The 26,715-nt window shown below is 64.8% G+C and carries 17 protein-coding genes, 1 tRNA gene and 2 pseudogenes; 7 read left to right on the top strand and 13 right to left on the bottom strand.

What is annotated here, in order from left to right; genetic code table 11:
- Nucleotides 1-41 precede the first annotated feature (41 nt).
- The 6 genes from QX039_RS11165 to QX039_RS11140 all read right to left on the bottom strand — a co-directional run bounded on the left by QX039_RS11165 (nt 42) and on the right by QX039_RS11140 (nt 11,229).
- Nucleotides 42-380 carry a lipid-A-disaccharide synthase N-terminal domain-containing protein gene (locus tag QX039_RS11165; protein ID WP_172109779.1) on the bottom strand — a complete coding sequence of 113 codons (339 nt, stop codon included), beginning with the start codon at nt 378-380 and terminating at the stop codon, nt 42-44.
- On the bottom strand, nt 380-1,117 hold the full coding sequence (locus QX039_RS11160) for a glycosyltransferase family 2 protein (RefSeq protein ID WP_315738053.1): 738 nt from the start codon (nt 1,115-1,117) through the stop codon (nt 380-382). Before QX039_RS11160 ends, QX039_RS11165 begins: the two co-directional genes overlap by 1 nt.
- A gap of 96 nt (nt 1,118-1,213) precedes the next feature.
- Entirely contained in the window at nt 1,214-2,005 is a 792-nt protein-coding gene (locus tag QX039_RS11155; RefSeq protein ID WP_315738054.1) for a phosphatase PAP2 family protein, read from the bottom strand.
- On the bottom strand, nt 2,006-3,748 hold the full coding sequence (locus tag QX039_RS11150) for a glycosyltransferase family 39 protein (RefSeq protein ID WP_315738055.1): 1,743 nt from the start codon (nt 3,746-3,748) through the stop codon (nt 2,006-2,008).
- A 51-nt stretch (nt 3,749-3,799) separates the two neighbouring features.
- Nucleotides 3,800-6,013 (bottom strand): penicillin-binding protein 1C, encoded by a 2,214-nt coding sequence (gene pbpC, locus QX039_RS11145; RefSeq protein ID WP_315738056.1) that lies wholly within the window; start codon nt 6,011-6,013, stop codon nt 3,800-3,802.
- Nucleotides 6,010-11,229 (bottom strand): alpha-2-macroglobulin, encoded by a 5,220-nt coding sequence (locus QX039_RS11140; RefSeq protein ID WP_315738057.1) that lies wholly within the window; start codon nt 11,227-11,229, stop codon nt 6,010-6,012. The genes pbpC and QX039_RS11140 overlap by 4 nt, the downstream gene beginning before the upstream one ends.
- A gap of 487 nt (nt 11,230-11,716) precedes the next feature.
- On the opposite strand from QX039_RS11140, the gene QX039_RS11135 reads away from it, so the two are divergent.
- From QX039_RS11135 to QX039_RS11125, 3 genes and pseudogenes are all read left to right on the top strand, one after another.
- A tRNA-Arg gene (locus QX039_RS11135) sits at nt 11,717-11,793 on the top strand.
- Nucleotides 11,794-11,924: 131 nt separating this feature from the next.
- Nucleotides 11,925-12,650, top strand: a pseudogene (locus tag QX039_RS11130) (FkbM family methyltransferase); the annotation flags it as partial.
- Nucleotides 12,651-13,149: 499 nt separating this feature from the next.
- Entirely contained in the window at nt 13,150-13,296 is a 147-nt protein-coding gene (locus tag QX039_RS11125; RefSeq protein ID WP_315738058.1) for a hypothetical protein, read from the top strand.
- Nucleotides 13,297-13,378: 82 nt separating this feature from the next.
- Here QX039_RS11125 and QX039_RS11120 read toward each other — a convergent pair whose 3' ends face one another.
- The 3 genes from QX039_RS11120 to QX039_RS11110 form a co-directional block, all read right to left on the bottom strand.
- The gene (locus QX039_RS11120) at nt 13,379-13,591 is read right to left on the bottom strand and encodes a hypothetical protein (RefSeq protein ID WP_315738059.1); all 213 of its coding nucleotides are present in this window, start codon (nt 13,589-13,591) and stop codon (nt 13,379-13,381) included.
- Nucleotides 13,592-13,713: 122 nt separating this feature from the next.
- Nucleotides 13,714-14,187, bottom strand: coding sequence for a hypothetical protein (locus QX039_RS11115; protein WP_315738060.1), 474 nt, complete (start codon nt 14,185-14,187; stop codon nt 13,714-13,716).
- A 149-nt stretch (nt 14,188-14,336) separates the two neighbouring features.
- A complete protein-coding gene (locus QX039_RS11110) occupies nt 14,337-16,373 on the bottom strand; it encodes an acyltransferase family protein (protein ID WP_315738061.1) in 2,037 nt (678 codons plus the stop codon).
- Nucleotides 16,374-17,502: 1,129 nt separating this feature from the next.
- Here QX039_RS11110 and QX039_RS11105 point away from each other — a divergent pair.
- Complete coding sequence (locus tag QX039_RS11105) at nt 17,503-17,658, top strand: hypothetical protein (RefSeq protein WP_315738062.1); 156 nt, start codon at nt 17,503-17,505, stop codon at nt 17,656-17,658.
- 265 nt (nt 17,659-17,923) lie between these two features.
- On the top strand, nt 17,924-18,199 hold the full coding sequence (locus QX039_RS11100; RefSeq protein ID WP_315738063.1) for a hypothetical protein: 276 nt from the start codon (nt 17,924-17,926) through the stop codon (nt 18,197-18,199).
- Nucleotides 18,200-18,284: 85 nt separating this feature from the next.
- Here the strand turns inward: QX039_RS11100 and QX039_RS11095 are convergent, their stop codons facing one another.
- Together QX039_RS11095 and QX039_RS11090 are read right to left on the bottom strand one after the other, a co-directional pair.
- Entirely contained in the window at nt 18,285-18,653 is a 369-nt protein-coding gene (locus QX039_RS11095) for a PRC-barrel domain-containing protein (RefSeq protein WP_315738064.1), read from the bottom strand.
- A gap of 71 nt (nt 18,654-18,724) precedes the next feature.
- The gene (locus tag QX039_RS11090) at nt 18,725-18,889 is read right to left on the bottom strand and encodes a hypothetical protein (RefSeq protein WP_315738065.1); all 165 of its coding nucleotides are present in this window, start codon (nt 18,887-18,889) and stop codon (nt 18,725-18,727) included.
- Nucleotides 18,890-19,099: 210 nt separating this feature from the next.
- On the opposite strand from QX039_RS11090, the pseudogene QX039_RS11085 reads away from it, so the two are divergent.
- A pseudogene (locus QX039_RS11085) lies at nt 19,100-19,527 on the top strand (SDR family oxidoreductase); the annotation flags it as partial.
- A 10-nt stretch (nt 19,528-19,537) separates the two neighbouring features.
- On the opposite strand, the gene QX039_RS11080 reads toward QX039_RS11085, so the two are convergent.
- Together QX039_RS11080 and QX039_RS11075 are read right to left on the bottom strand one after the other, a co-directional pair.
- Nucleotides 19,538-19,669, bottom strand: a complete 132-nt coding sequence (locus QX039_RS11080) for a hypothetical protein (protein ID WP_315756589.1) — start codon at nt 19,667-19,669, stop codon at nt 19,538-19,540.
- A gap of 24 nt (nt 19,670-19,693) precedes the next feature.
- Nucleotides 19,694-19,885 carry a hypothetical protein gene (locus QX039_RS11075; RefSeq protein WP_315770763.1) on the bottom strand — a complete coding sequence of 64 codons (192 nt, stop codon included), beginning with the start codon at nt 19,883-19,885 and terminating at the stop codon, nt 19,694-19,696.
- A 650-nt stretch (nt 19,886-20,535) separates the two neighbouring features.
- Here QX039_RS11075 and QX039_RS11070 point away from each other — a divergent pair.
- Nucleotides 20,536-26,715 (top strand): HAMP domain-containing protein, encoded by a 6,180-nt coding sequence (locus tag QX039_RS11070; RefSeq protein WP_315770875.1) that lies wholly within the window; start codon nt 20,536-20,538, stop codon nt 26,713-26,715.

Below are 26,715 nucleotides of genomic sequence, written 5' to 3'. Positions count from 1 at the left end.
GAACCCGGAATGTCGGCGGTGGTGAGACCCCTACGGCCCGATCAATTGCTCAGCGTCTGCGATTCCCGCTGGCGGTTCTTGAAGATCAACATCACGTTGCGGACGTAGATGATGTTCGACAACAGCTGGCCGAAGATGATGACCGGCTCGCGCTTCACGAGACCATAGATCAGCGTCATCAGCCCTCCCCCGATCGAGAAGAACCAGAATGCGAGCGGCACGACGCTCTTGCCCGCGCGCTCGCTGGCGATCCACTGCACCAGGAAGCGCGCAGCGAAGGCCAGTTGTGCCGCGAGGCCGAACACCAGCCAGAAATCGAACTTGGCGATGAAGATGTCGTAGAGATAGTTGCTGAACGCCTGCCCGAATTGAATCAGCATTACTTCACCTCGATCGCAACCGGCGTCGGCTTCTTGCGGCGGATCAGCCACCACACGCCGGCGAGATCCATGATCCCGATCCAGAGCCGGTCGAAGAACCCGTAGTTCGAGACACCAGAGTGCCGAGGCCGGTCGATCACGTCGACATAGGCGATGTCATAGCCCTCGCGCCGCACCAGCGCCGGCAGGAAGCGGTGCAGACCATCGAAATACGGCATCATCAGGAACACGTCGCGGCGAACCGCCTTGAGGCCGCAGCCGGTGTCACGCGTTCCATCGTGCAGCACCGCATTGCGGATCTTGTTGGCGAGCCGTGACTGCAGTTTCTTAAAGCCAGTATCCTTGCGGCCGACCCGCTGCCCGGCGACGAGGCCGACATGCGCACCGCCCTTTTCGAGCGCGGCGATGAGCTCGGGCAGAAAAGCAGGGTTGTTCTGCCCGTCCCCGTCGAGCGTCGCGACGACAGCGCCGTGGGCGGCGCGGATGCCGCTCCTGACAGCCGCCGATTGGCCGGAAGACGTCTCATGCCGCAGGACGCGCAGGTTCGGCCGCAGTGCCATTTCCTCGGTGAGCCGCTGCGCGGTCTCGTCGGTCGAGCCGTCATTGACGTAGATGATCTCGTACGGCCACAGACCATCGAGCGCGGTCGCGATCTCGCTGATCAGCGGCGTGATGTTGCCGGCCTCGTTGCGCACGGGAACGACGATGGAGACGGCAACGGGGGATTCGGTCGACAAGAGTTGAGACTCGTAAGGGCGTGATCGGGCCGGTTCCTGCCCCGGGGCGCTCCGGCGGAGGCTTCTTATGGGGCTTGGGGCCCGCTATCAACCCCTTTAGCGCGGTACGATTTGGCCGTCCTTGCCGAGACGAAAGCCGAGCCGACGAGCTGCGAACCAGTAGCGGACGAGCACGGCGCAGGCCAATCCCACCACGGCGCCGGCGACCACGTCGCTCGGATGATGCGCCAGCAGCACCAGCCGACTCAAGGCGATCACGACGGCATAGATGAACATGGGAACGCGCAACCGCGGCCAGATGGCGGACATTGCAAAGGCCAGCGCGAAGGCCGTCACCGCATGTGCGGACGGCATGCTGAAATAGGCCGGCGTGCCGTTGAACGGGTCGAAATTGAAGGCATTCGCCTTGCCGCCGACGAAGGGGCGGCCGCGGCCGATGATGTATTTCAGCACTTGGGCAGCAAGTACCGCGCTCAGCACCGCGAAGAAGGCGTATTGAACGTGGGTCGCGAAATTCAGCAGACGGCTGCGGCTGGCTTCCGGCCACAGCGGCGCAATCAGGATCGTCGCGACGACGCTCACGGCCAACAGTCCCAGCACGTATTCATCCTGACCGAACTCGGTGATGATCCGCACCGGCCAAAGGCTCGATGTTCCGCGTGTCGGCATCAGCCCGATCTCGTAAGCATCGAACGCGAACATCAGCATCAGGATCGCACTCAGGCCGATGGCGCCGAGCAGGAGAAGCTCGCGCCCCAGGCGTTGCCGGCTCGCGGCCTCCGGCGCCGTTTGCGGCTGGCGGACCAGCCGGCCGAGCGAGAATTTGCCGACCAGCGCGAGCTGGGCGAAATAGCCTGACGATCGCGCGGGGCTGTCGGGCGCCGACATCTATTCGGTGCCCTCCGAGCGATAGATCGCGATCGAGACCGGACGGCCCTGCGAGATGTTGTAGCCGTCGATGCGCTTGGCGACGTTGTAGCGCAGCCCGATCGCTTCGGCCCGTTGCACGAAGGCGCGCTCGGTGCGCTGCTCGACCAAAGCAAAGCGGCAGGTGCCCTGGCTGAGGAAGTCGGCGGCGCCGGAGCCGTCGGTGAGTTGCGTCGACGACCCTGTCATGAAGACGAGGCTCGGCTCGTGGAAGCCTGCCGCCGCCGCCTTCGGCCCGACGCAGACCACGTTGCGGAGCGCGCGCGCAATCTCCGCGCTGGGAAACAGCGGCGTCAGCGCCGGCAGCACGGCGCCGTATACCACGAACGCCAGGAACATCGCCGCCACGCCGGCATTCAAGAGCGAGCGCTCGGCACGGCCGTCGTCATAGAGCCACCAGGCGAACAGGCCGAAGATCAGCGACGCCGCGACGAACGGCCAGGCCAGGAACACCGGCTGGTGCGTGACGATGATGGCGCCGATCACGGCCACCACCGAGGTGATGGCGGGAATCGCAAACCACCAGGCCGCGCCGCGCCGCAGCCAGTTGCGCGCCAGCACCCGCCGCTCCAGCGCGCCCACCGTGAGGATCGCGATCGCCGGATACAGCGGCAGCACATAATGCGGCAGCTTGGTCAGCACCGCCTCGAACACGATCCAGGACGGCAGCAGCCAGGCCAGCAAGAACTGCGCCCCCGGCTCGCGCCGCGCGCGCCACACCGCAGGCGCCGCCATCGCGGCCAGCGGCGCGCCGGGCCAGAAGGTGATGAACAACAGCAGCAGATAGAGGCCCGGCGGCGCGCCATGCGACTCCTGGGCGCCGATCTTGCTCAGCATGTCGCCGCCGACGGAGTCGGCGAAGAAGGTGTCGCCGGCGCGCAGGAAGATCAGCACGAACCAGGGCAGCACCAGCACCAGCATCCACATCAGTCCCCACAGAGGGCGCAGACGCGATAGCCAGCCGGCGCCGCGATCCATGATCGCCAGGGTCACGATCGTCAGTCCCGCGAACATCAGGATCAGCGGGCCCTTGATCAGGATGCCGCCGGCGAGCGCCGTCCAGAAGATCGCGGGCGGTCCCCAGGGCGGATGCACCGGATCCTCGCCGCGCTGCCACGACAGATAGACGCGCGCCAGCGCACCCATGGCAGCCACCACGGTGAACAGCAGCATCGCGTCGGTCTTGGCGAGCCGGGCTTCCACGCCGAGCAGCACCGAGCAGCACATCAGCAAGGCGGCGAACACGGCGCCGCGCCGTGTCACGAAGGAGAGCGCGGTCCAATAGGTCAGCAGCACCGCGCCGATCGCGCCGATCAGCGAGGGAATGCGGTAGACCCAGATGCGCAGTTGCGCACGCGGCAGACCGATCGCCGACGCCGTCTCGACCGCGGCCGATTGCAACCAGTAGATGCCGACCGGCTTCTTGTAGCGCACGTCGTCCTGGAAGCGGATGTCGACGTAATCGCCGCTCTCGACCATCTGCTTGGTCGCCTGGGCGAAGCGCGCCTCGTCGCGATCGATCGGCGGGATCGTGAAGAAGCCCGGCAGGAACAACAGCAGCCCGCAGACGAGCAGGAACGCCGCCGCCCTGGTGTGGCTCACGGTGACGGCATCGATCATCCGCACCAGCCGATTGCCTGGATTGACCAGGTTCTTCGGCTCGCGCGGCTCTCCAAAACGGGGGCGGGCATAGGTCTCGACCATGGGGTTCCGAATACGCTGAAACCGCCATGCCGACAACCGCTTAGCGAACCCTCACTGGATTCTGACCACAACTGTGTCCGCAGCGCCCGTGGCATCGATCACGGTGAGGCGGGCAAAGCCCGGCCCGGGCGGATCGATCAGGCGCTGGCGGCGGCTATCGATCTCGCCGACGGCCAGTCCATTGACCAGCATGGTCAGCGGCAGCACGCCGCCCGACACTTTCACCGGCATCACCGATGCCTCGCGTCCCGCGGATCGGTCGACATCGATGCGCGAGCCGTTCAGCGGGAACTGGATGTGCGGCGCCTGTTCGGCGCCGGTCCGCACCAATTCGCCGATCGGCCGGAACCGGCGCAGCGGCAGCGGCAACTTTGAATTGCTGGCGACCAGTGCCCCCTTGGGCGGCTTCGGCAATGTTGCTGGCAGCTTGCCGCTGCGGGCAAAAGCGTCGAACAGGATCGGCGCCGCGGCGACGCGACCGATCAGGCCGGGCACCGGCGCGCCATCAGGCCGGCCGACCCAGACGCCGATCGTGACGCGGCCGTCGAAGCCGACCGACCAAGCGTCGCGATAGCCGTAGCTGGTACCGGTCTTGAAGGCGATCCGGTTGCGGGCTGCGTTTTCCGGCGGCGGCGTCCCCAGCAGCACGTTGCCGACCTGCCAGGCGGCCGCCGAATCCATCAGCCGCATCGGCTCGCGCGCGCCGTCAGTCCCCTCAGCCGTCATGATCTCGCGCAGCGGCCTGGTGGTGCCGAGGCGCGGAAAGCCTGCATAGAGCTGGGCGAGGTCCTGCAGGGTCACGCCGACGCCGCCGAGCCCCATCGCAAGGCCGGGCGCCTCGTCCTTCGGCAGCACCAGATTGCCGCCGGCCTGCTTCAGTCGCGACGACAGCCGGCTGGCGCCGACACGATCGAGCAGCACGATAGCGGGCACGTTCAGGGACAGTTGCAGCGCCTTGCGCACCGGCACCGTGCCCTGGAACGTCATGTCGAAATTTTCCGGCGCGTAGGAGCCGAAGCGCACCGGGCGGTCCTCGATCAGGCTCTCCGGGTGCACGAAGCCGTCCTCGAAGGCGAGTCCATAGATGAACGGCTTCAGGGTCGAGCCCGGCGAGCGCACCGCGCGGGTCATGTCGACCTGCCCTGCCCGCTTCTCGTCGAAATAATCCGCCGAGCCGACATGGGCGAGCACGTCGCCGCTGTCATTGTCGATCACGATGAGGCCGACCGAGATGTTCGGTCCCAATGCGATGGCACGGTCGCGCGCCAGCGGCTCCAGCACCCTCTGCAGCGACGCATCCAGCGTCAGGCGGATGATCGGCTGATCCTTGACGGCCGCCGAGGCCTGGTCGGCGGCATGCGGCGCCAGGATCGGCATCGGCTTGCGGAAGGCCGGCACGGCTTGCGCCTTCGCCTGCGCCGCGTCCTCGGCGGAGATCACGTTCTCCGACACCATGCGGTCGAGCACGCGGTCGCGGCCGCGTCGAGCGGCCTCGGGTTGCCGGTCGAGTCGCCGCGTCTCCGGTGACTGCGGCAGCGCCACCAAGAGGGCCGCTTCCGCCAGCGACAGCCGCTTCGGCTCCTTGCCGAAATATGCAATCGAGGCGGCACGGATGCCTTCGAGATTGCCGCCATAGGGCGCCAGCGTCAGGTAGAGATCGAGGATCTCGTCCTTGCTCAGCTTTCGCTCGAGCTCGAGCGCGCGCACGATCTGCCGGAGCTTGGCATGCAGCGAGCGCTGCCGCCGCGGCTCGAGCAGCCGCGCCAGCTGCATCGTGATGGTCGAGCCGCCGGAGACGATGTGGCCGTGCGAGCCGAGCTGGATGGCCGCCCGCACCAGCGCGCGCGGATCGACGCCGTGATGGTCGAAGAAGCGCTGGTCCTCATAGGCCAGCAGCAGCTTCAGATAGGTCGGATCGACGTCTTTTTTGACGCTGACCGGCAGCCGCCACCGCCCGTCCGCCATCGCATAGGCACGCAGCAGCTTGCCGTGGCGGTCGACCACGGTGGTGGAGACCGCCCTCGCCTCGCCCAGCGGCAGCGGGCCGAGGGAGATGGTCCAGGCGGTGATGGCGACGGCGACCGACGCGACCAATGCGAGCGCAATGGCGAACAGCCGTTTGACGCCCCACCCTCTCCTGCCGTCATGGCCGGGCTTGTCCCGGCCATCCACGTCGTTCGGAGCGCGCGGAGCGACCGGGCATGGCGGAGTGTGGAGGTCCGTCTTGCCACCCAGCTCACGATCGCTCGTCCCACCCTCGCTCATTTGGCCGCGCGGACCTCCACCGAGCCCGTGCCCGTCCGACCATAGCGCGAGGGATTGTACATGTCCTCAACATAGGCCTGCGGCAGCACGTATTTGCCGGGCGACACCGCGCGCACGACGTAGGCGACCGTGAACACCGACTTGGAATCCGCGGCGCGGTCGAGCGCGGCGGTGAAGCGGTCGTCGCGGAACTCGGTGTTGACCGGTTCCTGGCCGTCCTCGATCCAGTCCAAGGTGCCGCTGTCACCCGACGACACCAGGTGCGGATTGTCGATCTCAAGCCCCGCCGGCAGATAGTCCGACACCATGATGTGGCCGTACTCCGGCTTGGCCTCGGTGACCTTCAGCACGACAGCGAAACGGTCGTTCTGCTTCGCGGTTCTGATATCGGCCGGCTTGCCGTCGAGCGTGTAGTAGCCGCGCTCGATCTTGAAACCGTTCGACGCGGCCGGCTCCGGCGTCAGCGGCGAGCCGGAGACCGAGACCACTGCCTGCACCGGCGCATCACCGGTGTTGGTGATCTTCAGCGGCTGGCCTGAGAGCTCCGCCGCCTTGTAGCTGCGGTACATCGCCTGCTTCACGGCCTGGCCGTTGATGTCGAGCGTCAGCGTCTCCTTGGCCAGCGCGCGCGCCGCCAGCACCATCCACGCATTCTCCTGCGTCGAGGTGTACGGCGTCAGCCCGCGCGCGGCTTCGACACGGGCGACGGCCTGCGTCAACGTCGCCCGCGGCGCATTGCCCTCGCCCGCCAACGACACCAGCGCCGCTGCATCGCGCAGGTCGGAGCCGTAATCGGTGCGGCCGAACACCAAGACCGGCTTCGGCGCGAGGCTGTCGGCCGCGGCGGCATAGACCCGCTCCGCACGGGCGCGGTCGCCGACCAGCGCCAACGCCGCGGCAAGCTGCGCCTTGGCGATCGGGGTGGCGAGATTGCCGAGCTTGGTGTCGGCGAGATAGCGCAGGTCGCCGATCGGCGCCGCGCCATTGCGCGCCAGCACGTAGAGGCCATAAGCGAGATCGCGGCCGCCCGTCTTCTCCGGCTCCTCGGCATTCACCACCGAGTTCCTGACGCGGTCGAGCGCGCTCTTGAACAGCACGTCCGGCACCGCAAAGCCCTTCTCGCGGGCGCGGGTCAGGAAGTCCGTGACATAAGCATCGAGCCAGGGATCGTCGCCGCCCGACGACCACAGGCCGAACGAGCCATTGGATCCCTGCCGCGCCAGCAGCCGGTCGATCGAGTCGCGGATGCGCTGGTCGACCTCGGTGTCCATCGCCAGATGCGCGCCGGCCGCGAGCTCGTTGACATAGAGCAGCGGCATCGCGCGGCTCGTGATCTGCTCCGAGCAGCCATAGGGGTAGCGGTCGAGCGCCTTCAGGATGGTCGCCGCATCGAGCGCGGTCGACAACCCCGCCGACAGCGACACCGTGCCGGTGCCCGCCACGAGATCGGAGAACATGTCGGACGTCAGCGTCAGGCTCTCGCCCTTGGCGAGCGTGCGGATCGAGCGCCGCGCCAGCACCTGGGTCGCCGGCTTGACGTCGAGCTGATAGTGCCGCGCCAGCGAAAGCCCGTTCGGTCCCTTGATCTCGACGTCGAGCTGCGCCGTGCCGGTGCCGCTGGCCTCCAGCGGCAGGGTCGACGACGCCCGCTGCTTGGCCGCGAGCTTCATCGTGACGTTGGCATTGCCGGACACCTTGACCGGACCGCCCGCCTTCACGCTGACGACATAGTCGCCGGGCCCGCCTTCGACATTGTCGACATCGAACGACAGCGTGCCGCGATCGCCTGACAGGAGGAAGCGCGGCAGGGTCGCGGTCAGCACCACGGGATCGCGCACGGTGACGTCGACATTGGCGCGGCCAACTTTGGTGGCGCTCCACGCCACCGCCATCACCCGCGCTGTGCCGGCGAACTCCGGAATGTCGAAGCTGACCTCGGCAGTTCCGTCGGGCCCGACGGTGACGATGCCCGAATACAGCGCCAGCGGCTTCTGCGTCGGTGGCGAGCCCTGCAGCTCGGCGCCGCCAGAGTCACCGCCAGAGCGGATCTGGCCGCGCGTGCCCTGCATCCCGTCGATCAACTGGCCATAGAGATCGCGGATCTCGGCCGAGAGCTGGCGCTGGCCGAGATAATACTCGTCCGGCGCCGGCGGCTTGTAGTTGGTGAGGTTGAGAATGCCGACATCGACCGCCGCGATCACGACCTTGGCGTCCTCGCCGGGATTGAGCCCGCCGATCTTGACCGGAATCTTCAAGGCCGAGCCCGGACGCACCAGCGCCGGGGGCGTCAGCGCGACATTGAGCGTGCGCGCCGACTTGTCGATACCGAACCAGGCGACGCCGAGCGCTCGGCCCGGCATGCGCTGCGCGGCCGTATCGAGCGGACGGCGCAGCGTCGTCACGACATAGGCGCCAGTGCCCCAGTCCTTGCCGACTGCAAGCTTGACCTGGTTGGTGCCCTCCTTGACCTCGGTGGTCTGCGTCGTCAGCAGCCGGTCGCCGAGCACATTGACCGTCAGCTTGCCGGCGGTGCGCGCATTGACCGTCACGACCATGCTGTCGCCCGACTGGTATTGCGGCTTGTCGAGCGAGGTCTCCAAGAGATCCGGCGTATCGGCGCTGCCGTCGGTGTACCAGCCGACGTCGAACTGCAGCGACGTCACCGGACCGTCGGCATCCGCCGACTTGACGTCGAGGCGATAGCGCCCGGCCTCCGGCAGGAAGCTCAGCCGCGCCGGCTTGTTGGCGGCGATCGTGACGTCGCCATCGCCGATCCGGCGCGTCGACTTCACCGGCTCGTACTCCCAATAGGAGTTCTGCCGGTACCACTGATAGCGCGACTCGATCTTGAGCAGCTCATAACGCAGCCCATTGCGCGCCAGCGTCTTGCCCTCGGGCGAGACGAACACGACGTCGAACTCGGCCTTCTCGCCCTCGCCGACGCTCTTGCCGGAAAACGACGGCTTGATGCCGATCTGCGCGGCCTTGGGCGCCACGGGGAGCACCAGCTTGCGCTCGACGGCCCGGCCGCCGGTCTCAGCCATCCGCACATAGATCTGCGCCTCCTGCGGCCGGCTGGAGGACGGCGGCTTGGCAAGGCTGACCGGGAACGTCGCCGCGCCCTTCTCGTCCGTTTCCGGCATGCCTTCGATCGGGGTGCGCTCGTTGGAGGCGCTCTCCTCGTCGGCGACGCCGAACTGGTAGCCCGGGAACCCCGGCCGCTCGGACGCGGTCGTCACCAGCAGGTCGCCCTCGAGCTGCAGGCCGGAGGCCGGCGCGCCGTAGAGGAAATGGCCGTCGACCTTCACCTCCACAGGAGTCTCAGCCTTGATCTGCTTGTCCTTGGACGACAAGTCGAATTCCAGCCGCTCGGGGACGTAGTCCTCGACCATGAAGGTGGTCTCGCCGATGGCCGCCCCCTTGGGATCGGTGAAGGCGCGCACGCGGTAGGTGCCGGTCGGCACCGCCGAGTTCAACGCCACGCTGAACGATCGGCCGCCCGCCCCCTGATCCGGCAGCACGGCCCGGCGGAACTCGACCCCGTCAGGACGCTCAACGACGAGCGTCAGCGGCGTACCGGTCATGGCGTTGCCCTTGCCGTCACGCAGCAGCGCGGTGAGGTAGACGGTCTCGTTGGAACGGTAGACGCCGCGCTCGGAATAGACGAAGGCGTCCGGCCCGGCCGGTGCCTCGCGTCCGGACACGCCCCGGTCGGAGAGATCGAAGGCGGTCGTCTTCAGGCTGAGGAAGGCGTAGTCGGTTTTCTCGCCGACCACCGTCAGCATCGCCGGCGCCAGCCCGCCCTCGCCCCGCGCCAGCCCCGTCTCGAACAGCGCGTGCCCGGCCTCATCGGTCCTGCGGGTCGCCAGGATCTCGTTGTTGCGCGCCACCAGCCGCACCTCGGCGCGCACCACCGGATCGGTTGAAGCCAGCGAGTTGACGAACACATGGATCCCGTCATTGCCGGAGAACGAGGCGACGCCGAGATCGGACACGATGAACCATTGCGTGGCGAGCTGGCCGCCGCTGTCCTCGTCATTGCCGCTGGTCGGGCCTTTCGGCGCGGCCGTCATCACATAGACGCCCGGCTGCATGTCGCTGAGCGCCTGATCCACCGGAAAGGCGGTGGTGACGTCCTGGTTCAGGGTCATCGCGGTCGAGAGCTCGCCGCTCCACACCTTCATGCCGCGCTGGTCGCCGAGATCGGTGAGCTGGTAGCTCGACAGCGGCCGCTGGAAGTCGCTGTCGATGACGGTGTTGATCAGGTTGCGGTCGCCGATCCGGAAGACGTTGATGTTGACGGCGGGCGTGTTGACGCTGACCAGCGGAATGCCCTTCTGGCCGGTGCGCGGCAGCACATAGGCCTTGCCGGTGAAGCGCACGAACGGCTTGCGGTCGCGGACATAGATGTTGAACTCGGCCGATTTCGGCAGGCTTTCCTTCACGCCTGACGGCAGCCCGGCGCGCAGGTTGATGTTGTAGCGCTCGCCATGCTTGAGGCCCTCGACGCAGAGCTGCTTGTCCTCCGCGGTCAGCGCCGGCTTGTCGGTACCTGCCTGTGCCACGAACGGCGAGAAGTCGGTGCGCTTGGCAAGATCCTCGGAGAACTGGAAGCAGGCGCGCGGGCTCGCCGAGTCGGAATCCACGGTATAGTCGAGCAGCTTGAAGCCGTGCTCGTCGCGCATCCGCTCATACTGGCCCCTGACATCGGCGACCTCGCGCAGGTCGAGCGACATCCGCAGCGCATCCAGCGCCGGCCGCCACAGCTTGCGCTCGGCCATGGTCTTGCCGAGCACCGCGAGCGCGTCCGCCTCCTCGCCGGCATTGCCGGCGCGCTGATAGGCGATGTAGGCCGCCGTCGAGGCGCGCTCCAGCAGGAAGGTCTGCTCCGACGAGTTGATCGGCTTGATCTGGTTGAGCACGGTGCGCGCCAGCCGCAGCCAATTACCGGAATCATCCGGGGCCACTGTGGCGATCTGTCCGAGGATTTGCAGACCCGTGCGGAGGTCGTTGCGGCGCAGCGCAGCATCGGCGTCGGTGCGCAAGGTCGCCAGCGGCTTGTTGACCGCCCCCGCCTCGCTCTTGATCTGGGCCTCCAGCTTGACGGCGGCGTCAGCCAGATCGTCGCGCTTGAACGCCTTGTCGGCGGCATGGGCGGACACGAGGCCGAGCGCCATGATGGCGCAGAGGGCGACGGCGCGAACCAGACCGATCATGGGGCAGCTCCTTGGACGGCTCTTTGAAAGTTCTCTGGAAAGATTTCCAGACAGCTCTTGGCGGTGCACGGATCGACGCCCGTGTTTGACCGATTGGTGGCGAGAATGGACGCGAAATGGTGACGGACTGATGGCAAGGGTTGTAGGGGCCAAGATAGCGACCCGTGGCCTTGGCTGCCATCGGCAGGCGGCCGCGGCCGGGAAAATCTGTTCATCAACGGCAATTCAAAGGACATGTTCACAGGACATGGCATACCGGCAAAGGCCGCGGCAGCCGTTTGACCAGCGCCGCTGACGCGCGAACGGGCCCTTGATGACCCTCCTCCGCCTCCGCTTGGTCGCCGCCGGCCCGTATCCGGTTCGGACGGTCTTGGCGAAACGGAAGATTTTTCATATGACCCATGCTATGGGATGGCCGTACCTGCGGGGCTTCGCCTCGGGGCGTTCATCCCGTGACGTCCGCCCGTGCCGTTCACGTCGCGACGACGGTCCCATAGCTCAACTGGATAGAGTAGCGGATTTCTACTCCGCGGGTTGCAGGTTCGAGTCCTGCTGGGATCGCCAATCGCCACGCCAGCGCCATCGTGGCGCCCCGCCGCTCGTCCATTTCGAAACATTGCCGTGAACGACAGGGCGTGCGCACCCAAGCTTGCCTTCGTTTGGCGGATGCGTGGCCATGGCATTGGGGGGCTCGGTTGGCGAAACATGAGGCATCCCGGTTTCTGGTGAGAATTTTGCGGTCCAGATTCCGCGACCACAAGACGGAGCTTTCCGAGCTGCGGCGTCACATCCGGCGCGGCGACGTCGTCTGCGACATCGGCGCCAACAAGGGCAGTTTTCTCTACTGGCTGGCGCGGTGGTCGGCGCCGGGGCGGGTCGTCGCCTTCGAGCCCCAGCCGGACCTGGCCGAAAGATTGGCGCGGCTCTGCAAGCGGTTCTCGCTCGACAACGTCGTGGTCGAACCACGCGCCGTCTATTCGTGCTCCAGCAAGAAGACCCTGTTCGTGCCCGAGGGGCACCAGCCCGGGGCCTCGCTGCTCCGCCCCGCCGAGACCTCGAAGACGATCCAGGTGCAGACGACGTCGTTGGACGACTATCTCCCCGATACGGGAAATGTGTCTGCGATCAAGATCGACGTCGAGGGTGCCGAACTCGACGTGCTGCGCGGCGCCGAGCGCACCTTGCGCCGATGCCGGCCGTTGATCGTGGTCGAGTGCGACCACCGCCTGGCGACGCTCGACAGGGTGAAGGAGACGTTCTTGCTCCTGCGGGGTCTTGGCTATCGAGGCCAATTCCTGAGCCGCGGGAGATTGCTTCCGTTGTCCGCCTTCGACCCGGAGATCCACCAGCGCGCCGATGGCGAATGGTTCTGGAAGCGGAAGGACTACTGCAACAACTTCATCTTCAGGAGCTTGCACGCGCCCACGTCCGGAACTGCGGATGAGCCGGGCTGGTCGATGATGACGTCACAGTCGCTGATCAATCGCCCCTCCCCCGCGCAGGACGAAACATTCCGGGAGCCGATCGAAACCATTTCGCCGCGCCTACGAAGTCGTCGTGAAACAGACCCCCGGCATGTTGCCGAACATCAAATCGACCGTAGGGGTTACCGATGTCCGCGTTGCTGAGCTTCATTTTCGAATCCTATTGCCTGAGCTGCCGGGCGATGTTTCCAGAGCTCAATACCGATCAGTCGACCGTCGCGGAGTAGGTCGCGGCCGAGTGGCCGGAATTTCGATCCGAGATTGAGCCGCGCGGGCGCCGCCGGCCCACTTTGGCTGTCTGCCTGCAGACTGCTCGTCCGGAAAACCCACGCGCATCAAGCTTTGCTCTTCAGCTTAATGGCGGCTTCCATTTGACGCCGACGCCCTTCATCCGCCACGTCTTGGGCGATGGAGTTGGACCATGTTTGAACTAGCCATGTTTGCCGCAATCTGTTTCATCGCCGCTGTCGCCCTCACGATCATTTACCGGCGGCGTCAGGACGTCCTCTACGGCCCCTATATCGCGGATGTCTCGTGGCCGACGGCGCTGCCCGACGACCGCATCGAAGCGTCGTCACCCTGAACCTGGATGTGCTCCCGGGAGGCACCGGGCAGGCCGTCGCGATCACGCCAGCGATGATTGCCGATCTGCATGACGCCCGGCTTCACAAGCCGATGCGCCCGCCGGAATCGTTGAGCAGCGCATCGAGCCGGTCTGGGCTCATCCTCTGTCCACCCGGCGTCTCTATGCTGACGCAGGCAGCGCCGAGACGCAGATAGGCGTTTGCCGTGAGCAGCGCATCCTGCGCGCTGCGGCACCTGATGGTGGCGATCGCGCTGGCGCTTTCGGCCCGGACGGTGAAGGACGCGGCGGCCATGAGGGGCGGGCTCGTCTGTAAGCGGCGGCTGAAATGAAGCCGAAGCTTATGCGACGCAGCCCGACGGTATCATTGAGGCGGATCAAAGCCGCCGGTCCCAGGCTTCGCTATGGGCGTCCCGCTCAGCTCCGATTCAGCGACAGGCTGATGCGGGTGACGATGCCGTCCCAATCGCGCTCCCAGGCCCGGGGGTAGTTGATCAGCACGCAGTGGACATAGCCCCCAACGAAGTTGCAGCGATTATACCAGACGTAGTCGCCCTTGTAGCTCGACACCGCGAAGAAGCGCGAGGTGACGCGCTTGTACTGGATGTTCGGCGGCGGGTTCTTCTGGGCGAGGAATCGCGCCGGCGACTCCCGGGTGTCATCGGGCATCGACTGCACGGTCAGATTGGCGCGACCGTCCGCGGTCTGGAAGCGCTGGCCGTAGCCCTCGGGTTGGCCCGCCGTGTCGCTGAAGATCGAGACGGGAATGTCGACCGACGTGCCGGTCTCCGGGATCCTATAGGTGTTCCAGCGCACCGATTCGGCCGGCGCGGCGTTGCTCCAGCACGCGGCGCATGCAAGCACAGCCATGGCCTTGATGATCGGATTCATGTCTGTCGTCCCCAACGGCTTGAGAAAACATGACGTTGAACCACCTTCGCGGCTCAGCGAAGGCAGCGTCCGCCATCAGCGGCAGGCGAACGCGCGACCCCAGTCGAAGGTTCATGGCTCCCGCAGGTCCCGTGCTCGATCGCTCCTCATCATTGAACCTGGGATGGAGCGACGTTCCGGGTTGCCGTCGGGCCGTCACCCGCCATGAGTTCGTGCGTTCCGGTCTCGGCGGGCTGCTCAAGTCTCCGCAAGAACGCATCCAGTTGCGGCGCGAGTTGCGAAAGGAAAAACCTCGACCCTTCCGGGGTGAAATGGATGGTGTCCCAAACAATCGGCGTTTCCGCGTCGATCGTCAGCGGGCAACGCCTCTTGCTGCAAATCGTGTCGAGAATGGAAACGTATTGAACGAGCGGATACGCGCTGGCGATCTCCTTCAAACGGTCGTCCGCCTTGAACGCCCCCTCTCTCGGCAAGAGCGAATTGCCGATTGGGACGTGCGTCTGCTCATGGTTGAACAACGTCGAAGCCAAGGGAGCGGGGAACTCGATCGAAGGACCGAGGAGCAGAACTGGAACGCCGGCTTCCTGAGCTGCCGCCAGCAGCGCGTTCAAATACCGATCGACGCGCCGTGCAGGAGGCTGGCCGTAGGTTTCGAGATAGGCGCGCCAATTGCCGGAAAGAACGACGCCGTCAAAGCCGTGGGCCCTGATCTGATCGCGTAGCAGCTGATTGACGTCGTTGCAGTTTCGCGAGGTGCTCAGCTTGAGCTCGACGAACGGGGGACAGGCCGCTGACGTACGCTGCAGAAGATGATAGGCATCGGAGGATAGGTAGCTGCGCAATCCCCAGGCATAATGTGCGGCGAGACTGTCGCCGGCGAGCAGAATGTTGCGCTTGTTTGCGGCCGGCTTCAGGCACGCATCAAAGTCGTAGGCCGATGGCGGCTCATCGGGCTGCAAGAAGCAGCTGTGCGCACGATAGAACGGCTCCATCGTCCGGGAATCGTACCGGAGCATTCGTGCCTGGGATTGCGGGAAGCGATCGGCGTAGCCGTCATGAGCGATGCCGTGAACTCCGACCGCGATCAGGACGACGGCAATGCCCGCGATCACCGGGGAGCCACGCACGCCAACCCACTCCGTTCGCGCGCGTGCCGGCCGCTCGACGATGACGTAAGAGAGATAGGCCAGCAGCAGCGAGCACAGCAGGAGCCCGGCGGTGGCAAACGCCGAGGGCGCGACATCGAGCGGCAGCGCGGCCCTGCCGAGGACGAACACCGGCCAATGCCAAAGATAGAGCGAATAGGACAGACGGCCGAGAAAGGCTCCGGTCTCGCGGAACGGCAGCCGGGGCCTGCCCTGCTTCTGATTGAAGGCGACAATATAGAACGCAGTACCGAGACAGGGAATTAGCGCATGCAACCCGGGGAATCGTGTCTCCGCGCGGAAGATGACCACGGGAATCAGCATGGAGCCCATGCCGGCTGTCGCAAGGATGAGACGCGCCTCGCTTCTGACCGGTGACCATCGATGCAGAAAGAACGCGATGCTTCCGATCAAAAACTCCCAGGCCCGCAGCGGGGCGATGTAGAAGGCGGCAGAGGGCGATTGCTTGATCCAAAGCTCATCGAGCACGCACAGCGCGACCGTTCCGGTGACGACCAGTCCGAGCGACAGCTTCGACGTTGGGTCGGGAAACAGCCTGCTCCAGAGCCAAGTCACGACCGGAAACAGGAAGTAGAACTGCTCCTCCACCGACAATGACCAAGTGTGGATGAGAACCTTCCCGATCGTTGGAAGATCGAAATAGCCGGTCTGCGACCAGAAGAAGATGTTCGACGAAAACAGAAGCGTAGAGACCGCGCTTCCGAAAAACATTCGGTAGTCGCCAGGAGGCGCAAAGAACCACGCGACTATCCCGGTGACGACAATCATCAGGTAGAGCGCCGGAAGCAGGCGCCGCGCCCTTCGTTCGTAGAAGGCGATGAACGAAAACGAATTGGATTGAATGCCGGTCCAGATGAGCCGGGAGATCACATAACCGGAGATGACGAAGAAGATATCGACGCCGACAAACCCGCCGCCAAAGCCTGGCAACTCGAAATGAAATCCAATGACCGAAATCACGGCTACGGCGCGCAGCCAATCGATGTCCGGCCGGTACTCCAAATCCTTTGTGCGCGTCATGCTGGTAGCCTGGGCGGGCCGTTCGCCCTAACGAGTTACCTGCTGACATGTCCGCAAATGGATTGCAACGTTCCGAAACACACGGAAATACCGTTCTTGGTTGGTGTATCCGAATTGCCGCACTATCCCACGGTCCCGCCGCGTGGGGACGCCGACGGATCGCAGGCCCAGCGGGAGGCCATTCGCCTGCGGGGGTGCATCCCGCGAGCATCAAGAGAACTCGCACTCGGTCCCGATCCCGGTGCTGACTTCGAGGCGGTGATTGGAAGCCCGACGCGCCAGAGAGAATGGCAGCACCGTCAAGGCCAACATGCCGGCAAGCCGGATCATTCACTGCGCCAGCGCGCCCCCGCCCGACGCAGCTTTCGACACAAGGACCGCTTGTGTGTCCGTGACTGACCAGCCCTCCGCCTTGATTGCCCCGGCCTAGCAACGCGCTGTCGTCACGCGGGCAGACGTGCCGCGCGTACTCCCGCGATCATCATCCACGAAACGCCTGCCACGCTGACGCCTCAACTAGGCTCGACGCGAGACGCACGCGGGATCCACGCTCGATGATTGTGCGGCTGTTGTTTGATGAGCACACCCACCCGCGAGATTTCAGCGACCGCCTTCCGTCGTCACCACTCACATGATACCAGTCATGCCAAAGAAGCTGGCGAGCGAGTGGCGACATCGCCATAGCCGTTAACACCTCGCCACAAATCGGCCGAGGTCGAGGTGGGCTGCCTCTATACTTCGAGTTGCTTTTGCAACCGCATTGGCGTCGTACCTCGGACAGTGCTTATCGGCACCGGCCCGCGCAGGCTGAGCGCGCCTAAACCGCTTCCCTGAAGGAATTTGGCTTAAAAACGTGCGACGCCGCGTCTCCGCAACCTGGCAACTTCTTTCAACAGCCAAAACGTGCAACAATACTGCACGCAACTAATATCAACCTCAGATTTAATTTACTGATCATTTACTTTCCGCAACTTTGCCCCAAAAACTGCACGATGCTGGGTTCCTCTTTCACAATTAGAACTCTTCTGGGGCCCTACAAAACCACCTCCCCAGAAACGGGATCTAACAACCTCGGATATACTTTTCAAAACTCACTCTCCGTCTTCGTTTCGCGTACAGAGGTCCCACAATGACAACACTCATCAAGGCTCTCCCGACCCATCTCGAAGAGACTCGTATCGACTCCGAGAAGCTGCGCACGATCCTGATGCTCTGCGGCGCCACTGCGTTTGGCTTCATTCTCCACGCCACCTACGGTCTCGATCTCAGCTACGCCTTCTTCTGATTTGATCAGTCTGCCGGTCGAGGCTGGCGGCTCTTCATTGCCGGACGCAATCGGCGTCGGTCCGGGCTCGCGGGGTTGTTGAACGGCCCCGCGCGTCGCCTTTTCGAAGTGATACGCGCCACGCGAAGAATATGGCAGATGCCGTCCATTGCAGGCTTGATCGTGCTTTTGCACAGCTTGGCCGCGCCGCTCCCACAATTCCGCCGCGACGACGCGACACGCTGAGGGTGTTGAGGATTGCGGTTGCTTGAGGACGAGTAGCGTCATGCGTTCACCAGTATATGATCTCTATCAGATGAAGCAGGATCGCTTGCCGAAAGGAGCTCGTTCGGCATGGCTGAGGACGAGGCCGAATGAGCCGCCGCCCGCCGCCGACGACTGGGTCTTCGTCGGCAAGGAACGGCATCCGAGCCGGTGGACGGTCGCGGAGATGAATGAAAAAGGCACCTGCTACCGCGAGATCCCGATCTGGCTGTCGAGCCGCCGCAGCATGATGGCTGGATCGGCGGCCGAAAGCGGCGCTCAGCCGCCGGCCGCCTGAGATTCATCGGAGATCGCTGACGATGGCCGCTACGCGCCACGTTCGTCAGCAAGCCTCGCCAGGGCAATGAACGGGATCGGCGGTCCTACGCGAGTTGGACGCCGTAATAGTCGTCGACCTTGCGCCCCGCCCCGGCATCCCCCCAGTCCCACTCACGCTCGTCGGAATATTTCGGCGCGCCTCGCAGTTGGTTCTCGGTCACGCCGGTAACGTAGCCGCCGAGTCGCGTGTCGTACTTCAGGGATTGCCAGGGCAACGGGTAGTGATCATTCCCAAGCCCGAGGAAACCGCCGAAGCCCAGGACGGCATACGAGACCCGCCCGCTCAGCTTGTCGATCATCACGCGTTCGATGGTGCCGATCTTGGTGTCGTCGGCGCCATAAACGGCCGTGCCTTCGACCTTGTCGCTTCCAATCAGGTTGCCATATTCGCGTTCATCGAGCATCGACGTCATGTGGTCCTCCCGGTGCGAGTGGATCGATAACGTTCGGCCGTCACCGGCCGTTCCCAAGAGCCTGAGCGCTCTCAGTCGGCCTCCGACGGGTTACCGTCCTGCTCGGGATGACGTGTCGCCTCGCGGGACGGAGCATCCGGAGATGTGGTCTTATGAACCTGCTGCGCACGCTCCTTGTCGGCGGGCTGATCCTCACCGCGTCCTGTCCTGACGATGCCTTGGCCTTGCTGCGCCATCGGATGGCTCTCCTTGGTTGGTGATCCACGAAGGGCGCCGGATTGGATAGCGCTGACGCCGCTGCGATTCGATCGAAACGACGCGGGCCGCGCCTGTTCGTTCCCTCCTTGAGCCAACAGGCCGCAGAGCCGACCGCGCATCTGGCGCAACACGGTGCTTGAGCGATCCAAATGAAACGTTGGCGATCTCAGGCTGTTGACCACGTCCCTCGAGAGGAGACGTTCTGCCGGCGGCTGGTGCAACGGGCCGTCGAAGCACGCGGCGGACTCGACATTGTCGTCAATAACACCCGCGCGGCAGCAGACGCGTCAGTCGACCCTGGATGTCTCGTCCGAAGATTTCGACGCGACGATGAAAACCAATATCTATGCCCCGTTCTGGATCATCAAGGCCGCCCTGCCCCATCTGAAGCCGGGATCGGTCATCATCGGCACCTCGTCCGAGCAGGCCTATGATGGCTCTGCGGATCTCTACGACTATGCGCGAACAAAGGCGGCGACCCATGAACTATGTGAAGTCGTTGGCCAAGCAGCTCGGACCGAAGGCCATACGCGTGAACGCCGTCGCGCCCGGGCCGATCTGGACGCCGCTTCAGGTCTCCGGCGGGGCCACGATGGAGAAGATGGAGAAGTTCGGCTGCCGCTGGTTCAGATGTGGGTGATGGGCTGCGGCAGCGAATACGCTTCCGTATGCACCTGACGAATCGTCGTGAACGCGGCGACGGCCGAGGCCAGGCTAAAGGCCGTCAGCAGAGCAATGAGAACGGTGCGGGGGGTCATGGGACGCTCCTCCATCCAGATTGGTTACTCGCGTAGCGCGGTCCGGTACTCGCCGAGCGGTGCGATTTCGCCATCGAGCCAATCCTGCTGGAGCGCGAGCGCTTTCCAACCTTGGGCCATGCGTCGATAGCGCCGGAACGCCGGCTCTCCGTCGGCGCGCTCCGCGAGCTGGAGACAGTTGTCTGCGTTCTCTCTGAAAAGATCCGATCGTTTCATCTCAATCAGCTGGGAGCCACGGCGGACCGCCGCAACTCTGTTACACGATATTAATGTTCGCTCTGCGCTGGTGGAACATGGCGCACGTTGCAGCGCGGGTCCTGCTCAGAAGCGACGCGACACTGCCAACGTGAAGGGCCTGCATTCTTAGGCGTCTCGGGATCTTCGGATCCGTCGGCATCCCGGCGCCATTGCTTCCGGCATCCCCGTCTCTGCCGTGGTTTCCATTGCTAGTCCCCTTCGGAGGCATCAAGACGGCAGCAATAGCGAACTTGAGGCAGGTTCTCCTCTTACTCGAATGAGGCGCGCCCCCTTTCCCCGTTCCAATGGAAATCGCCTCCTTCGTCAGCGACGAATAGATGGGAACCCTTTTCCTGGAGTGGAGTTGAAGCACTCGCGCCAGTAAAGGCCGGTTCCATTAGCCTTGGAAATCGGCATCCTGGCTTGATTTGAGTAGTTGCGGCGGCTTCTATGGCCGCCGGCTATCCGAGTCTCGGATTTTTGCTGGTAGACGGTCTGCCACGGGGAACTTGATGAGCGATCTCGATTCTGCTGCCGGTCCGATGCCCGAGCGCCAAGGGTTTGGCCGCCAAGGCAACGGAGCCGAGGCGGCCGATGCCAGCCAGGACCTGCTCCGCGCTCTCCAGGCCATGCGTTCCGGAGATTTCTCCGTGCGTATGGGCGGCGACTATCTCGGCATCGACGGCAAGATCGCCGACACGTTCAACGAGATCATTGCGGCCAACGAGCGGATGGCGCAGCAGCTCGAGCGCGTCGGCCAGGTCGTGGGACGGGAGGGAAAGACGCGCCAGCGCGTGCGGTTCGGCATCGCAAGCGGCTCCTGGGCGGATATGGAGAGCTCGATCAACACGTTGATCGACGATCTTCTATGGCCCACCCGTGAGGTGACGCGCGCGGTTGCCGCCGTGGCCCAAGGCGACCTCTTGCAGACCGTGAAACTGGACGTCGATGGCCGGCCTCTGGGCGGCGAGTTCCTGCAGTCGGCGACCATCGTCAATACGATGATCAAGCAGCTCAGCGTCTTCACGTCCGAAGTGACCCGCGTGGCGCGCGAGGTCGGCACCGAGGGCAAGCTCGGCGGCCAGGCCCAGGTTCCCGAAGTCACGGGCGTCTGGAAGGACCTGACCGAGAGCGTCAACTCCATGGCCAACAACCTCACCGGCCAGGTCCGCAATATCGCGGAGGTGACGATCGCGGTTGCCAATGGCGACCTGTCGAAGAAGATCACGGTCGACGTGCGTGGTGAAATTCTGCAGCTGAAGGAAGCCATCAACACGATGGTCGATCAGCTCAGGTCGTTCGCGTCGGAGGTGACGCGTGTGGCGCGCGAGGTCGGCACCGACGGCAAGCTCGGCGGTCAGGCCATCGTTCCCGGCGTTGCCGGCACCTGGAAGGACCTCACCGACTCCGTCAACGCGATGTGCGGCAACCTCACCGCTCAGGTCCGCAATATCGCCAACGTCACCACTGCGGTCGCCCGCGGTGACCTGTCACGCAAGATCACGGTCGACGTGCGCGGCGAGATCCTGGAGCTGAAGGACACCATCAACACGATGGTCGACCAGCTCAACGCCTTCGCCTCCGAGGTGACGCGCGTGGCGCGCGAGGTCGGCACCGAGGGCAAGCTCGGCGGCCAGGCGCAGGTGCCCGGCGTTGCCGGCACCTGGAAGGATTTGACCGACAACGTGAACTTCATGGCGTCGAACCTGACGGCACAGGTCCGCAACATCGCCGACGTCGCGACCGCCATCGCCAGCGGCGATCTATCAAAGAAGATCACGGTCAACGTCTCCGGCGAGATCCTTCAGCTGAAGGAAACGCTGAACACAATGGTCGACCAGCTCAATGCGTTCGCCGGCGAGGTCACGCGCGTGGCGCGAGAGGTCGGCACCGACGGTCGGCTCGGCGGCCAGGCCAACGTGCTCGGCGTCGCCGGCACCTGGAAGGATCTCACCGAGAGCGTCAACTCGATGGCGTCGAACCTGACGGCGCAGGTCCGCAACATCGCCGAGGTGACGACCGCCGTCGCCAATGGCGACCTGTCGAAGAAGATCACCGTCGACGTGCGCGGCGAGATCCTGGAGCTGAAGGACACCATCAACACGATGGTCGACCAGCTCAACGCCTTCGCGGGCGAGGTGACCCGCGTCGCCCGCGAGGTCGGCACCGAGGGCAAGCTCGGCGGCCAGGCCATGGTGCGCGGAGTCGCGGGCACCTGGAAGGACCTGACCGACAGCGTCAACTCGATGGCCTCCAACCTGACCGGCCAGGTCCGCAACATCGCGGAGGTCGCCACCGCCGTCGCCAAGGGCGACCTGTCGAAGAAGATCACGGTCAACGTCTCCGGCGAGATCCTTCAGCTGAAGGAAACGCTGAACACGATGGTCGACCAGCTCAACGCCTTCGCCGGCGAAGTGACGCGCGTGGCGCGCGAGGTCGGCACCGACGGCAAGCTCGGCGGCCAGGCCGAGGTGCCCGGCGTCGCCGGCACCTGGAAGGATCTCACCGACAGCGTCAACTCGATGGCTGGCAATTTGACGGCGCAGGTGCGCAACATCGCCGAGGTGGCAACGGCCATCGCCGGAGGCGACCTGTCGCGTAAGATCACCGTCGACGTGCGCGGCGAGATCCTAAGCCTCAAAGAGACGCTGAACACGATGGTCGATCAGCTCAACCGCTTCGCGGGCGAGGTGACGCGCGTCGCGCGCGAGGTCGGCACCGAGGGCCGGCTCGGCGGCCAAGCCAACGTGCCCGGCGTCGCCGGCACCTGGAAGGATCTCACCGACAGCGTCAACTCGATGGCCGGCAATCTGACGGCTCAGGTCCGCAACATCGCCGAGGTGACCACGGCGGTGGCGCGCGGCGACCTGTCGCGCAAGATCACCGTCGACGTGAAGGGCGAGATCCTCGAGCTGAAGAACACCATCAACACCATGGTCGATCAGCTCAACGCCTTCGCCTCCGAAGTGACGCGCGTGGCGCGCGAGGTCGGCACCGAAGGCAAGTTGGGCGGCCAGGCCGAGGTGCCGGAAGTCGCGGGCACCTGGAAGGATTTGACCGACAGCGTCAACTTCATGGCCTCGAACCTGACGGCCCAGGTGCGCAACATCGCCGAGGTCGCGACCGCGATCGCCGGCGGCGACCTGTCGAAAAAGATCACCGTCGACGTGCGCGGCGAGATCCTGCTGCTCAAGGACACCCTGAACACGATGGTGGAGCAGTTGCGCTCGTTCGCGGCCGAAGTGACGCGCGTCGCGCGCGAGGTCGGCACCGAGGGCCGGTTGGGCGGCCAGGCCGTTGTGCCCGGCGTCGGCGGCACCTGGAAGGACCTGACCGACAACGTCAACCTGCTCGCGGCCAACCTGACCACGCAGGTCCGCAACATCGCCGAGGTGACCACCGCGGTGGCGCGCGGCGACCTGTCGCGCAAGATCACCGTCGACGTGAAGGGCGAGATCCTGGAGCTGAAGAACACCATCAACACCATGGTCGATCAGCTCAACGCCTTCGCCGGCGAGGTGACGCGCGTGGCACGCGAGGTCGGCACCGAGGGCAAGCTCGGCGGACAGGCGCAGGTGCCGGGCGTTGCCGGCACCTGGAAGGACCTCACCGATACCGTGAACTTCATGGCCGCGAATTTGACCGAACAGGTCCGCGGCATCGTCAAGGTCGTGACCGCCGTCGCCAATGGCGATCTCAAGCAGAACCTCACGGTCAAATCGAAGGGCGAGGTCGCAGCGCTCGCCGAAACCATCAACAACATGACGGAGACGCTGGCGACCTTCGCCGACCAGGTGACGAGCGTTGCCCGCGAGGTCGGCGTCGAGGGCCGGCTCGGCGGCCAGGCCAACGTGCCCGGCGCGGCCGGCACGTGGAAGGATCTGACCGGCAACGTCAACCTGCTTGCGGCCAACCTGACATCCCAGGTGCGCGCCATCGCCGAGGTCGCGACGGCCGTGACCAAGGGCGATCTCACCCGCTCCATCCAGGTCGATGCCCGCGGCGAGGTGTCCGAGCTCAAAGACAACATCAATACGATGATCACCAATCTGAGGCTCACCACCGACCTCAACACGGAGCAGGACTGGCTCAAGACCAACCTGGCCAAGTTCACCAACATGCTGCAGGGCCAGCGCGACCTGACCACCGTCGGCCGCCTGCTGCTGACCGAGCTGACGCCGCTGGTGAACGCCCACCGCGGTGTGATCTACCAGGTCGAGACCGAGTCCACGCCACAGCTGCGCCTGCTTGCCTCATACGCCGATGACGGCATCTATCCTCACCGGACTCACGTCCAGTTCGGCGAGGGGCTGATCGGACAATGCGCGATCGACAAGCGACAGCGGCTCGTCTCCGAGATTCCATCCGACGTCATCCCCGTGGGCTCCGCCCTGCTCCGCGCCGTCCCGAAGAACCTCGTGGTGCTGCCGGTGTTGTTCGAGAACCAGGTCAAGGCGGTGATCGAGCTGGCGTCGCTTAGTTTGTTCACGACGTCGCAGATGACGTTCCTCGAGCAGCTCACCGACTCCATCGGCATCGTGCTCAATTCGATCGAAGCCACGATGCAGACCGAAGGGCTGTTGAAGCAGTCGCAGCAGCTCGCCGCGGAGCTTCAGACCCAGCAGCGCGAGCTGCAACAGACCAACGAGCAGCTCGAGCAGAAGGCGCAACAGCTCGCCGAGCGCAACGTCGAGGTCGAGCGCAAGAACCAGGAGATCGAGCAGGCCCGCCGCGCGCTCGAGGAAAAGGCGACCGAGCTCGCGCTGACATCCAAGTACAAGTCCGAGTTCCTCGCCAACATGTCGCACGAGCTGCGCACGCCGCTCAACAGCATCCTGATCCTCGGCCAGCAGCTGACCGAGAATCCGGACGGCAATCTCACCCTCAAGCAGGTCGAGTTCGCCCGCACCATCCATGGCGCCGGCACCGATCTGCTCAATCTGATCAGCGACATCCTCGATCTCTCCAAGATCGAGTCCGGCACCGTGACGGTCGATGCCGAGGAGATCCTCACCACCAACCTCCTGGAAACCGTGGGACGTCCGTTCCGCCACGAGGCGGAAAATCGCCTGCTCGCCTTCAACATCGACGTGGACCCGAACCTTGCGCGTAGCATCGTCACGGATTCCAAGCGCCTGCAGCAGGTGTTGAAGAATCTGCTCTCGAACGCCTTCAAGTTCACCGCCGAAGGAGGGGTGCGCTTGAAGGTATCTGCGGCGCTCGGCGGATGGAGCGCAGAACATCCGGTGCTCAACACTGCACCGGCCGTGATCGCGTTCGAAGTCTCGGACACCGGCATCGGCATTCCGCAAGACAAGCAGAAACTGATCTTCGAGGCGTTCCAGCAGGCGGATGCCGGCACGAGCCGCAAATATGGTGGCACCGGCCTCGGGCTCGCGATCAGCCGCGAGCTCGCCAACCTCCTGGGCGGCGAGATCCATCTCAAGAGCGCACCCGGTAAGGGCAGCACCTTCACGCTCTATCTGCCGCTCAAATATTCAGGTCCCGCAACGACGCCGCGCGTCAGTCCAGCATCGCCCGTTCCCTATGTTCAACCCCCAGCCCTACAGCAAGCGGCCGCGCCGGAACGCGGGATCGAGCCCCCGCCGGACGATCGTCTCGATCTCGAACCCGGCGATACGATCCTGCTCGTGGTCGAGGACGATCCGCACTACGCGCGCGTCCTGATCGACCTCGCGCGCGACAAGGGCTTCAAGGTGCTGATCGCCGGCCGCGGCGCCGAGGCGCTGGACCTCGCCAAGCAGTATCAACCGGCCGCGATCTCTCTCGACGTCTTCCTGCCGGACATGCTCGGCTGGACCGTTCTGAGCCAGCTCAAGCATAATCCGCTGACGCGGCACATCCCGGTGCAGATCATCACGCTCGACGAAGACCGCCAGCACGCTTTGGCGCGTGGCGCGTTCTCCTTTGTCAGCAAGCCCACGACAACGGAAGGCGTCAGCGCGGCCCTGTCGCAGATCAAGGAATACGCCAAGCCGCGACGCAAGCGGCTGCTGATCGTCGAGGACAACGCGGCCGAGCAACTCAGCATCCGCCAGTTGTTGGATCACGACGACATCGAGATCATCGCGGCGGATACGGGAGCTTCGGCGCTCGAGACGCTGCGCAGCGCGCCGTGCGATTGCGTGGTTCTCGATCTGCGGCTGCCAGACATGAGCGGGTTCGACGTACTCGATCAATTGCGCTCCGACGATTTCTTATCGAGCGTTCCGGTGGTCGTCTTCACCGGGCGGGAATTGTCGGCCGAGGAGGATGCGGAACTGCATACGATGGCGCGCAGCATCGTCGTCAAGGGCGTCGAGTCGCCGGAGCGGCTGCTCGACGAGACGTCGTTGTTCCTACACCGTGTGATTACGGAACTGCCGCTCGAGAAGCAGCGCATGCTGGAGAAGCTGAACAGTTCCGACGAAGATCTGATCGGCAAGACGGTGCTGCTGGTCGACGACGACGCCCGCAACATCTTTGCTCTCTCCAGCGTGCTGGAACGCCGCGGCATGAAAGTGCTGACGGCGACCACCGGAAGCGAAGCGATCGACCTGGTGCAGAGCAATCCCGCGATCTCGATCGTCCTGATGGACATCATGATGCCGCAGATGGATGGTTACCAGACGATCGGCGTCATTAGGCAAAATCCCGCCTTCGTCCGGCTCCCCATCATCGCGTTGACCGCGAAAGCCATGAAGGGAGACCGCGAAAAGTGTCTCGAAGCTGGCGCCTCCGATTATCTGGCAAAACCCGTCAACACCGAGCAGCTGCTCCTTGCGATCCGCATGTGGCTGCACCGCTGA

Source organism: Bradyrhizobium sp. SZCCHNR1043 (assembly GCF_032489675.1).
GTDB lineage: Bacteria > Pseudomonadota > Alphaproteobacteria > Rhizobiales > Xanthobacteraceae > Bradyrhizobium.
Note: the sequence above shows the minus strand (reverse complement) of the source record. Positions and strands in the feature narration are given on the sequence as shown.